Genomic DNA, 12,666 nt, shown 5'->3' with positions numbered 1-12,666 from the left:
TTATGACATCAGAAATAAAAATAAGTAAAGTCAAAGAATCAAAAGTTACCCAAGTAGATTTGGATAATGTTACTATGGGATTCAATTTTACAGATCATATGTTTATCTGCGATTATATGAATGGTGAATGGCAAAATCCAAGAATTGAAGCTTTAAATTTAATACCTACTCATCCTGCAGCTATGGCTTTGCATTACGGACAAGCCATTTTTGAAGGGATGAAAGCTACAAAAGGACAAGACGGAACACCATTATTATTTCGTCCAGACCAAAATGCAAAACGTTTAAATTTTAGTGCAGATCGAATGGGAATGCCACAATTTCCAGAAGATATGTTTGTGGAAGCCTTGAAACAATTTACAGCGATTGAAAAAGATTGGATTCCAACCAAAGAAGGAAGTGCTTTATATTTAAGACCTTTTATGTATGCAGACGAACCTTTTATTGGAATGAGAGCTGCAACCAGTTATAAATTTATAATTTTAGGTTCACCTGCAGGACCATTTTTCAGTAAAAAAATTAAACTTTTTGCTGAAAACAAATACGTTCGTGCTGTAAACGGTGGAACAGGAGAAGCAAAAGCAGCAGGAAATTATGCGGCAGCGATTCGTCCAACAGAGTTTGCAAAAGCAAAAGGATATGATCAAGTATTGTGGTTAGATGCACAAGATTTTGAATACATTCAAGAAGTTGGAACGATGAATATTTTCTTCAAAATAGATGGGAAATTCATAACTCCAGATTTATCAGGTTCTATTCTTGCTGGAATTACACGAATGAGTGTGATTGATTTATTAAAAGACAAAGGTTTTAAAGTAACCGAAAGACCCATCAAATTATCTGAAATCAAAGAAGCATCTGCAAACGGAACTTTAGAAGAAGCATTCGGAGTAGGAACAGCCGTTGGAATTGCCATGATTGAAGAAATCGGAAATGATGATTTCACTTTAAAATTACCAGCTGAAAATCCTGTTTCAAATATGGTTAATAATACTTTGAATGCCATAAAAGTTCAAAAAGCAGAAGATAAATTCGGTTGGATTGTTGAAGCAAAATAAATAGTAAAGGAACACAGATTTGAGAAATTAAACAGATTTTTAAAATTTCTCTAATTTCTTAAATCTGTGTTCCAAAAAAAAAGATTACTTATTAAAATGGTAAACAAAAACATATTACAAAAAGCATTTTCAACTATGGCAACCGCAAAAGCCATGGCCGAATTGTATGAAGAAAATTTCAAAATAGTTTCAAAATACGTACATGCAACTTCTCGTGGTCATGAAGCGATTCAGATTGCTGTTGCGATGCAATTATTGCCTCAAGATTATGCTTTTCCTTATTATCGTGATGATGCGATGTTGTTGGGAATTGGAATGCAACCTTACGATTTGATGTTACAATTAATGGCAAAAAAAGACGATCCATTTTCTGGTGGTCGAACTTACTATTGTCATCCAAGTTTGAATGATGCTGATAAACCTAAAATTCCACATCAATCTTCTGCAACCGGAATGCAAGCTATTCCAGCTACTGGTGCAGCAATGGGTTTTTGGTATAAAGAAAAAACAAATATTGCTGAAAATTTAGCAGATAAACCTATAGTAGTTTGTTCTTTAGGTGATGCTTCTGTTACCGAAGGAGAAATTGCTGAAGCACTTCAAATGGCAGCTTTAAAACAACTGCCCATTTTATATTTGGTACAAGATAACGGTTGGGATATTTCAGCCAATGCAGCCGAAACTCGTGCTCAAAATGCGTTTGAATATGCCAAAGGTTTCCACGGAATTGAAGCCATTTCTATCGATGGAGCCAACTTTACAGAAAGTTACGAAGCACTTGAAAAAGTAATTGCGACCATTCGTACAGAAAGAAGACCGTTTTTAGTGCATGCTAAAGTTCCTTTGTTGAATCACCACACATCTGGAGTTCGTATGGAATGGTATCGAGATGATCTTGAAGAAGCCCAAACTCGAGATCCATTTCCAGTTCTAATCCAACAATTGTTAGGTGCAGGATTTTCACAACAAGAAATAGAACATGAATTGGCAGTGGCTTCAGCCACTGTACAAAAAGATTTCGAAAAAGCCCAACAAGCAGAAGATCCAAGTCCAGAAGATTTATTTACACATGATTTTGCTCCAACACCTATAACAGAAGAAGTTGGAGAGCGAAATCCACAACGTGAAGAAAAAGTCGTAATGGTGGATTGTGCTTTGTTTGCAGTCGAAGAAATCATGAAAAAACATCCTGAAAGTTTGTTATACGGACAAGATGTTGGAGGACGATTAGGTGGTGTTTTCAGAGAAGCAGCGACATTAGCCCAAAAATTCGGAGATGAAAGAGTATTTAATACACCCATTCAAGAAGCATTTATAGTAGGTTCAACGGTTGGAATGTCAGCTGTTGGTTTAAAACCTATTGTTGAGGTGCAATTTGCCGATTACATTTGGCCTGGTTTAAATCAGTTGTTTACTGAAGTTAGTCGTTCGTGTTATTTATCGAATGGAAAATGGCCAGTAAGTATGATTTTGCGTGTTCCTATTGGAGCTTACGGAAGTGGTGGACCTTATCATTCCTCATCAGTAGAAAGTGTTTTAACAAATATTAGAGGAATCAAAATCGCTTATCCGAGTAATGGTGCCGATTTAAAAGGATTGTTGAAAGCAGCTTATTACGATCCAAATCCAGTAGTGTTTTTAGAGCACAAAGGTTTGTATTGGAGCAAAGTCAAAGGAACAGATGCTGCAAGAGTAAACGAACCAAGTGAAGATTATATGTTGCCTTTCGGAAAAGCGAATATCGTTCAAGAAATTTGGGAACAAGAAACCGATGAAACAATATCAATTATTACTTATGGAATGGGAGTTCATTGGGCTTTGAATGCTTCAGCTGATATCAAAAAGCAAATTGAAATTATCGATTTACGTACTTTATATCCTTTGGATGAAGAAGCGATTTTAAAATCAGTAAGAAAGACTAAAAAATGTTTAGTAGTAACCGAAGAACCTACCAATAATTCTTTTGCCAGAAGTTTAGCTGGTTTAATTCAAGAAAAATGTTTCAAGAATTTAGATGCTCCAGTGATGGTTATCGGTTCTGAAAATATGCCAGCCATTCCTTTAAACAGTACTTTAGAATTCACTATGATTCCAAATGTGGATAAAGTGAAAGTTAAGATAGAGGAGTTGTTGAATTATTAGTGATCAGTGTTCAGTTTTTAGTGTTCAGTTACTGCATACTAAACACTGAACATTGCTTACTTTTTTTTTGGAGCAATTTCCAGCTTTCCACTATATCTTTTCTTTTTTAAAGAAAAAAAGAAAAGGATGCCGTTACAATCTGGGCTAGGGTAGTAGTCTTTAAAAGAATAATTTGTGATAAAATTTTAATTATGAATTTTTAAGATTCTAAATCAAATTAAAAAAGACAAGTTTGATAAAACTGCCAACTATAATCTGCCAACTGAACACTAACATTACTCCACTTTCTCAACCGGAATAATTGCCTTTGGGATACTATCACTTTTAACGGGTGCATTTATAGGAGTTACGCCATCTTCGTAGATAGTTTCTTCTAATTCTTCTGATTTTTTGCCAATTTCAATTTCAGGATTTTCTTGATTTCCAGTAACTTTTATTGGAATTCCTATTATTCCTAGTGGTGGCAGACCAACACGCATTTTTAAATTAAGATTTCCATCCAAACTGCTTTGTCCTTCAAAACGCAAACGAAATCCTGAAACTTTAAATTTAAAGCGTTCAATCGTTAAAATGTTATTTTTAATGGTCGAATTGATGTCAACTTTAGTAATGTCTGGATCTTTAATATCTGGATTTTCTGTTCTTGAAGCGACTGTGTTTAGTAATTTGAACCCTTTCATTTTGACTTGCTTCACAGAAAGTGTTCCTTTTCCTTCAAGTGATGGCATTACAGGTTGCATTTGGTTGTTTAAAACACCTTTTATGGCATAATTTAAGGAAATGATTCCTTCTGCATTTTCGGCAGCTGTTACGATTTCTTTGAATAGTTTTATTTCGTTGTAAGCTCGTTTTACGTCAAAATCATTGGCTTTGATGTTGTAATCAAAATAGGCTTTTTCTTTACCTTCATTTTTATAGGTTCCATTCATGTTGGCTGTTGCACCAATAATTCCTAAAGTACCATTTTTCAATGAAGCAACACCATTTTGCATTTGAATAATTCCTCCTAAATTTTCTATGACTAAATCATCGTAGGTAACTTTTTTGGCTAATGTTTTAATAGTTACATCCAAATTAGCAGGAATTTCAATCACACCTGAAACTGCAGTAGAAGTTAGATTTTCTTCTGATTTTGTAGTTTCAGTTGGCATAAATTCATTGATGTTCAAATAATTTGATTGTAAAGTAAAGTTTCCTTTTAAAGTTTCTTTTTCGGATAAATAAAAATTAATAACATTCAAAACATACCCATTCATTGTAATGTCAGACGCTCCATATTTTCCTCTAAAATCTGCAAAATTCATTTTTTCTTGGTTGAACGTAAAAAGTCCTTTTTCTATTAAAAATGGTTTTGGAAGAAAATCACTTGTTGTTTGAATGTCGGTTAAATCAAGTGTTCCAATGTTTTTTAAGTTTTGATATTTTCCGTTTGAAGTATCACTTTGTTTACCAATTAATGACACATCAGCTTTTATAATTCCATTTAAGTCTAATCCTTTTTTAGCAAAAACTTTATAAATAGGAGCAAGGTTGATAATTCCTTTGGCTTGAATGTCATAATTTAAATCTGAAAAATCTTTAAATGAAGCATTCAGCGTAAAAGGTTCGTTTTCGAAAGTAAAAGTTGCTGGTGAAATTTTTAAACTAGCATCTTTGAAATCAGAAGTTGGACAATTCAAATCCGCTTTAAAGTTTATTTTTTCAATTGGTTTTGGGTAATAAGTTGTTTTTAACGAACCGTTTGTTACATTGAAATATCCTTTTGTAATTGGAAATTTTTTCTCTTCAGCATTATAAACTCCCTTGGAAACAATATCTGTATCAAGATTTCCTGTGATTTTCATGTTAGGAATTTGAAGTGCATCTGAAAGTGTTTTTAAATCAATTTTTGATTTTATTTTGGTGTCAATATTGATTTTCTTACCAAAACCTTCTGATTTTAAAATAGCACTTAATTTATTTTTATTCACATCAAAATACAAGGAATCCAATTGAACTTTTAAGTGGTTGATGTCTAAATTTGGGAGTTGTGTTTCTAAATTTAAATAAATATTTTCGATTGGATAGGGAGCTTTGTTATTTTTTACAAATCCTTCACGAACATTAATTTTAAATTCCACATTTGGACTCAAATTTTCGGAAGCAATATATTTTCCTTTTAATGAAAATGAAGCTGAAGTTGTTCCTTTCATTTGAGTTTCGCTTTTCCATGAAATATATTCTGCAGGTAAAGCTGTAAACAAATCTTCTAAATTACTGTTTTCGGTTTTTAGGTTAAAATCCATATCATAACCGTTCGTAAGAAAGTTGAAAAAACCTCTAAATTCTACGGGCAATTTATTGATGATTAAATCATTTTTTTCAAATACAAAAGCTAAAGAATTGGTATTTATTTTGGTAATTAAATCTGCTTTAACTTTTTTGTTTTTAAGGTATTCATTAGAATCAAAAGTAAAATTAAGATCATCAATACTAGCCGAAGTTGTTAAGCTGAAATTGACATCTAAAAGATTGCCTTTTCCTTTGTAATTAAAACCTTTGGCATCAATCAATATTTTTGTGGAAGCATCGTTGTAAATGATTTCACTGTTTTCAATTATAATGCTTTTTAAATTTAATGAAGCAGATTTGTCATTTGAAGCAGTTGTTGCGTTTGATTTATAAATGTTATAATTGGCTTCTCCATTCTTATTTACTTGAACATTTATTTTAGCATTCTCTAAAAATATTTTGTCTATTTGAGCTTCACTTCCAAAAAGCATACTTGGAATATCTATACCAAAACCAATTTCTTTAGCAGTAATCAATGATTCATTTTTAAATGGAATTGAACCATTCAAAGAAAATTCATCTAAAGTTAAAGTCAATGAAGGGAAATGTTTGAAAAAAGACAAATTTGAATCTTTAAAATTTAATTCTCCTTCCAAATTTTCATTGGCTAATACTTTTACTTTTTCTGTAATTGTATCAGCGAATAAAATGGGTAAAAGGGTTAGAAGCAACAGACTAACAACAAATGTAATCCCAGAGATCTTTAGGATTTTAAAAAGCATTTTTTTACCTTCTGCCATAACCTGAAATGTATTTTTTGCAAAGGTATGAATATTCAGATTTGAAATTACAAAAGAGTGAGAAAGTGTTAAAAAAACCGTAACTTTTTTTGCTACGGTTTGTATATTAATTCTTGTTTTAAATTCTTATTTTTTTAGAACAGGTGGGTATTGTTCTAGAATTTTATCTACAAATTCTTTGATTCTTTCATCTTTTTTATGGGTGTCTTTCGTTAAATAACCACTTCCTTCCCCTTGCCAAATCATTTCTTTGGTTTTCCCATCAAAAATGTCAATGAATAAAGTTCCTTCTGGAGTAGTGCTAACTCTGTTGTGGTTCATTCCCCAATAAGGATTCCAACCCCAACCGAAGCCCATTCCCCAGTAATTGTTGTTGTAAACGTCTACACGTTCACTTTCTTTGGTAAAAATACTGATTAGCATATCTGGATTTTCAGATTTTGAAAAACCTTTAGTACTCATAGCGTCATCAATCGAATGTAAAATTCTTTTTTTATCTAAATCAGAAATTTCAACTTTATCAATACTAGCTTTTACATAAGCATACGTTTTATATTGATTAAAATCTACTTTTTTATCATAGTCTGCGTTTACTCTTACTGAACTGCATGAAGCCAGTATGAAGAGTATAAATAAAGGGATTAATTTTTTCATAGCGTTTTTTATTTAAAATATTCGACAATAGAATTGTTCGAAAATAAAATACTATTCGAACAAATGATCTTCCACTATATTAGGGATGGTTACTTTTAATAAAGGTTGCGTTTCCATAGCTCTTTTTATAGCAAAAATGGCTCCTTCGTTTCTTGCCCAGTTTCTTCTTGAAATTCCGTTATTTACATCCCAGAAAAGCATTGATTCTAAGCGTCTTGAAGCTTCCTTAGTACCATCAAGAACCATACCAAATCCACCATTTATAACTTCGCCCCAACCAACACCACCTCCATTATGGATGGAAACCCATGTTGCTCCACGGAAACTATCTCCAATAACATTTTGAATGGCCATATCTGCGGTAAAACTTGAACCATCATAAATGTTAGAAGTTTCTCTGTAAGGAGAATCCGTTCCTGAAACATCATGGTGATCGCGACCTAAAACAACGTATCCTATTTCTCCTTTTGCAATAGCTTGGTTAAAAGCTTCAGCAATTTTTATTCTTCCTTCTGCATCAGCGTAAAGAATTCTGGCTTGTGAACCAACTACTAGCTTATTTTCTTGCGCACCTTTGATCCATTGAATATTATCAGCCATTTGTTGCTGAATTTCTTCAGGGGAATTTTTCATCATTTCTTCTAAAACATCACAAGCAATTTTATCTGTCTTGGCTAAATCTTCTGGTTTTCCTGAAGCACAAACCCATCGGAAAGGACCAAATCCGTAATCAAAACACATTGGTCCCATAATGTCTTGTACGTAACTTGGATATTTGAAATCGATGCCGTTTTCAGCCATAATATCTGCTCCAGCACGAGAAGCTTCTAGTAAGAACGCATTTCCGTAATCGAAGAAATAAGTTCCTTTTGCAGTGTGTTTGTTAATGGCAGCTGCGTGACGACGTAATGTTTTTTGAACTTCTTCTTTGAATTTAGATGGATTATTTGCCATCATTTCATTAGATTCTTCAAAGGTAAATCCAATAGGGTAGTAGCCACCAGCCCAAGGATTGTGTAAAGAAGTTTGATCTGAACCCAAATCAATGTGTAAATTTTCTTTATCGAAACGCTCCCAAACATTTACTACATTTCCTAAATAAGCAATGGAAACTACTTCTTTATTTTCTAAAGCTTTTTTTACTCTTGGAACCAATTCGTCAATATTTTCTATAATTTCATTTATCCAACCTTGTGAATGACGAATGTGCGTGATTTTAGGATTTACTTCGGCACAAACCGTTACACAACCTGCAATGTTTCCTGCTTTTGGTTGTGCTCCTGACATTCCACCTAATCCAGAAGTAACGAATAATCCACCTTTTGGTGATTTTTTGATTTTTCTAAATCCGTTTAAAACGGTAATTGTAGTTCCGTGTACAATTCCTTGTGGACCAATGTACATATAACTTCCAGCTGTCATTTGTCCGTATTGCGAAACACCTAATGCATTCATTTTTTCCCAATCATCCGGTTTTGAATAATTTGGAATAACCATTCCGTTTGTAACTACAACTCTTGGAGCATCTTTGTGACTTGGATATAAACCCATTGGATGACCTGAATAGATAGTTAAGGTTTGTTCGTCTGTCATTTCAGACAGATATTGCATGGTTAATAGATATTGAGCCCAATTTTGGAACACAGCACCATTTCCACCATAAGTAATTAATTCATGAGGATGTTGTGCTACGGCATAATCCAAGTTATTTTGAATCATCAACATAATTGCTTTTGCTTGTTCGCTTTTTCCTGGATATTCTGAAATTGGACGCGCTTTCATTTCGTAATCGGGGCGAAAACGATACATGTAAATTCTTCCGTATTTTTCTAATTCTTCTTTAAATTCAGGAAGTAAAGTTGCGTGATGTTTTGGTTCAAAGTAACGCAAAGCATTTTGTAGCGCTAATTTTTTTTCAGCATCTGATAGAATTTCTTTTCGTTTTGGTGCATGATTTATTTCGGTTTCGTACGGTTTTACATTGGGTAAAATAGTTGGAATTCCTTGTTGTATTTGTTCTTTGAAAGTCATTATTTTGGATTTTAGATTTTCGGATATTGGATTTTCGGATTGTTTGGTCTGAATATCTGGTATCTGAATATCTGATTTCTTAATTTTTCCTGTTTTTTTATCATATCCGTATGGACAATGTCTGCATCCGCTTTTGCAACAATAGCCTCTTTTTAGGTGATATTTCTCAGTGAAACACTTATATCCTTCAGGTGTATAATAGAAATCTTCACCTTCTTTTAAATTATTCGGATTTATTTCATTGTTCATATGTACAAATTTAGCAACTTTGCATCAAATGATACTAATTGTTTTTAAATATTTAACGCCAAAGTGGGTAAGAGGAATTACAATTTTTCCTTTTATAGTGCTTTCTTATAAACAAGATTTGGAAAATGTGGTTTTAATTAATCATGAAAAAATTCATATTAGACAACAAATAGAATTGTTAGTGTTGCCTTTTTTTCTATGGTATGGAATAGAATATTTGATTCGATTGTTTCAATTTAGAAATTGGAAAGCGGCTTACTTGAATATTTCTTTTGAAAGAGAAGCGTATCAAAATGAAAATAACCTTCATTATTTAAAGCAAAGGTCTTTTTGGAGTTTTTTTAGATATATTACGTTTTAATGAATATAATGATTGCTTGTTTTATCGCAGTTGGATATTCGTAAAATATATATATTCTTATAGAATTTAGGTACTAGAACCATCTTTTATGTATCGAGCATGTATCGAGTATGTATGGAGTATGTATGAAGTATGTATGAAGTATGAATGTTGATAGTTAGCTTTATCATTTAATCTGTTTTTGTTTTTATAAAAAAAGCCTTTACTGTTTGAAGTAAAGGCTTTTCGTAAGGGTATTGATTATTTAAAGTCTAAAGTATTTTTCTAATTATTTTAATTCCTTCTGTAGTTGTAATGTTTAGGATTAAAACTTGATCTTGAACAGTATTTACATCAATTGAGATTGTATTGTTATTGATTTTTGTTCTATCTACAATTAATCGTCCTCTAGTGTCAAATACTTTTACATTATCCATCGTTTCATTTCCTGATTCGATATTGATAATGTTGTTGTTTTTTGCAATTTGGATTTCGTTTTCATTGAAAGTTTGGTTGCTTAAAACGGTTGCTGATTTGTAGACTAATTTAAATCTATCGTTGTGAACTCCAGCAGTAGCCGTGAATGTATATGGAGCTGATTTTAAATCATGATAAATGTTTAATAATTCATCTTTTAAATAGATGTCTTGATTTTGTAGAAATAGTCCGTCTACTTCAGAAATAGCAATGCTGTGGTTTCCACTAGCAATAATTTTTACTCCTAATGGAACTATATCGTCATCATTAAAAGGAAGTGCTTTTCCTTGAATTTTAAACATTTCATTATTTGCATTATCTATGATAGAATAAAAGTTTTGTTCGTCTTTATTTTCAGTAAACGCGTCAAACATACGGTCTTTTTGATTAGTTGCACCTTGGATATATCCTACTAAAATTCGTGAAGAACCAGCACTTGAGTTTAAGTCTAACCAAATTCTATTATTATCTTGGGTTAAATTATTGCTTGTATTAGCATTTTTATAGAACATATTATTTGAAAAGTTTTCACTTCTCATTGAATTGTTGAAAGTAACCGTTGCAGATGCTGGTCCGGGAACAGAACCTGCGTTCATTAAGACGAAGAATCCTTGTCCTGATGCAATTTTGTACTCACCTGACCCTGATGTAGATCCTGTTTTGTTAATTTGAATATAATCATTTGGATTGTAATTATAGGCATAGTTTTGATAGAATGGATTTTGGTAATTACCTGATAATGGTGAGTTCCCGTGTGTCCATACATATACAAACCCTTCAATAGCAGAATTTGCTTCTAAGAATTCATTTACACCAATTGCAGAAGGGTATGGATTTCCAATTAAATTCCAATTGTCATCACTAATTGTTCTTGGAGTGCCTAAGGTTCCGTTTCCAGTAAAATCATCACCTCTCGAAACAGTTATATTTTTTGTACCGTTGAAGGGTACTCCATTAAACGTAGTTGTTAGGTTATCTGGTGTAGAAGTTGTTGAGGTGCTATTTGGTACTCTAAAAATGTATCCAGTTCCAGTAGCCATGTTTCCTGAAGCTGCATACCAGTTTCCTTGGCCACCGTTGGCATTTGGAGCTGTAGGATTCCATGCATATCTTGCTGATGCAGGTATGCCGTTCATGTTGAAATCTATGACAGGTGATGACCAATACACGTAATCGTATTTTTTTACGGTTGCATTTCTTTTGTAAGTCACTTGGCCTGTATTAGCTACGTTGTTGATTTGAACTAAACTTGCGTTGTTTTGAATATCAAAATTTTGAGGAGCTGAATTATTTATTATTTGGTTAGTAACTATTAAGCTTTGATTTGATTTTAAGATCAATTGAGCTGAATTGGTAATAGTCACTGTTTTAGCCATAGCATTAGCTCCTGAGCTTATTGTTGCTGTCTTTCCTGAAGCTATGGTTACGCAATTTTCACTTGTTGGTACACCATATGGAGACCAATTGTTAGGATCGTTCCATTCACCGTTTTGAATGAATGTTTTGCTGTAGTTTTTTACTTCATATGTCGTGCTTGAAGTACATGATGATGAAGTGTTATTGGTTGCAGTATAAGTGGTAGTTGCAGAAGGTTTTGCAAAAACTTTACTTGCTACTGTTCCCGTTGTGTAAGGAAATGTAAGGTCTGAGTTAATATATAAATCAGTTGCTGGTGACCAAGTTGTGTTTGAGCCATTGGTTTCTAAACTTACAGAGTAATCACAGGATTCAGTGCTAGATTGAGCTTGAGCCGTAATAGTAATAGCAGCTGGACATAAATAAGTTATTATCATAGCTCCGTTCATCCCATTTCCTCCAGTTTTACCCTTAGAACCAGCACCACCACCACCACCACCGTAATTTCCGGTTGCGTTTGATCCAAAATCGTTTATTCCACCTTTTCCGCCTGCTCCACCTAAATTAATTACTGCATTTCCTCCAGCTCCTGGTGAATTTTCTGAAGTTGCGTTGCCACCATTGTTACCATTTGAATTTGAACCAGCAGCTGATCCTCCTCCTCCTCCAGAACCAGAATTACTACCACCGAAACCAGAGCCTCCGTTACCTCCACTGTGTATAATATCTCCTACACTGTTGCCAATACTTCCTCCAGCACCACCTGCAACTGCTGGATTGTTTTTAGCTGAATTGGCACCTGTTTTACCACCTGCTGCAGTAATAGTTACTCCATTGAAAGTTGCTGTAGTAGCGCCACCATCTGACGCATCACCACCGATACCTACTGTAATTGTGTATGTAGTACCTGGAACTACAGTAATTGTATTTCTTCGAGCATAGGCACCACCACCTCCACCTCCGGTTACATTTCCTGCACCATTAGCTGAATTTTTTGCACCACCACCACCTCCCCAGGCTTCAACTTGGATTGATGAAATACCGGCAGGACATGTCCAGGTAGTTGATGCTGTAAATGTTACTGAATTTTGCGAAAATGATTGTTTGCTTATTGCAAAAATTGCAAAAGTGATGAATAAATTAGTAATAAATCCCAAAGAAGTATTTGAAACGTTATTAATGGTTAGATTTGGGTAATTTTTTTCCATAACAAAGTAAAAGTGTCTATTCGTTTGTAGATATAATAGATGCAGTCACTTATTACTTACGTAAAAAATGTAAATATGGA

The 12,666-nt window shown here is 33.4% G+C and carries 7 protein-coding genes; 3 read left to right on the top strand and 4 right to left on the bottom strand.

Translation table 11 applies throughout. The features are described 5' to 3' along the window. Positions 1-2: 2 nt before the first annotated feature. Positions 3-1,058, top strand: coding sequence for a branched-chain amino acid aminotransferase (locus AABJ49_RS04015; RefSeq protein ID WP_338376243.1), 1,056 nt, complete (start codon positions 3-5; stop codon positions 1,056-1,058). A gap of 96 nt (positions 1,059-1,154) precedes the next feature. Further along, on the top strand, positions 1,155-3,200 hold the full coding sequence (locus tag AABJ49_RS04010; RefSeq protein ID WP_338376242.1) for a thiamine pyrophosphate-dependent enzyme: 2,046 nt from the start codon (positions 1,155-1,157) through the stop codon (positions 3,198-3,200). 275 nt (positions 3,201-3,475) lie between these two features. Here the strand turns inward: AABJ49_RS04010 and AABJ49_RS04005 are convergent, their stop codons facing one another. The 3 genes from AABJ49_RS04005 to AABJ49_RS03995 form a co-directional block, all read right to left on the bottom strand. Beyond that, a complete protein-coding gene (locus AABJ49_RS04005; protein WP_338376240.1) occupies positions 3,476-6,271 on the bottom strand; it encodes an AsmA-like C-terminal region-containing protein in 2,796 nt (931 codons plus the stop codon). 126 nt (positions 6,272-6,397) lie between these two features. Further along, complete coding sequence (locus AABJ49_RS04000; protein ID WP_338376238.1) at positions 6,398-6,925, bottom strand: DUF4136 domain-containing protein; 528 nt, start codon at positions 6,923-6,925, stop codon at positions 6,398-6,400. Between the two features lie 51 nt (positions 6,926-6,976). Then, the gene (locus AABJ49_RS03995; RefSeq protein ID WP_338376236.1) at positions 6,977-9,205 is read right to left on the bottom strand and encodes a urocanate hydratase; all 2,229 of its coding nucleotides are present in this window, start codon (positions 9,203-9,205) and stop codon (positions 6,977-6,979) included. A gap of 28 nt (positions 9,206-9,233) precedes the next feature. Between AABJ49_RS03995 and AABJ49_RS03990 the strand changes: the two genes are divergently transcribed. After that, positions 9,234-9,566 carry a hypothetical protein gene (locus tag AABJ49_RS03990; RefSeq protein ID WP_338376235.1) on the top strand — a complete coding sequence of 111 codons (333 nt, stop codon included), beginning with the start codon at positions 9,234-9,236 and terminating at the stop codon, positions 9,564-9,566. 251 nt (positions 9,567-9,817) lie between these two features. On the opposite strand, the gene AABJ49_RS03985 is transcribed toward AABJ49_RS03990, so the two are convergent. Beyond that, a complete protein-coding gene (locus tag AABJ49_RS03985) occupies positions 9,818-12,586 on the bottom strand; it encodes a glycine-rich domain-containing protein (RefSeq protein ID WP_338376233.1) in 2,769 nt (922 codons plus the stop codon). Between the last annotated feature and the right edge of the window lie 80 nt (positions 12,587-12,666).

It is taken from the genome of uncultured Flavobacterium sp., from assembly GCF_963922255.1.
GTDB lineage: Bacteria > Bacteroidota > Bacteroidia > Flavobacteriales > Flavobacteriaceae > Flavobacterium.
This window is presented reverse-complemented; position numbering and strand designations above follow the sequence as displayed.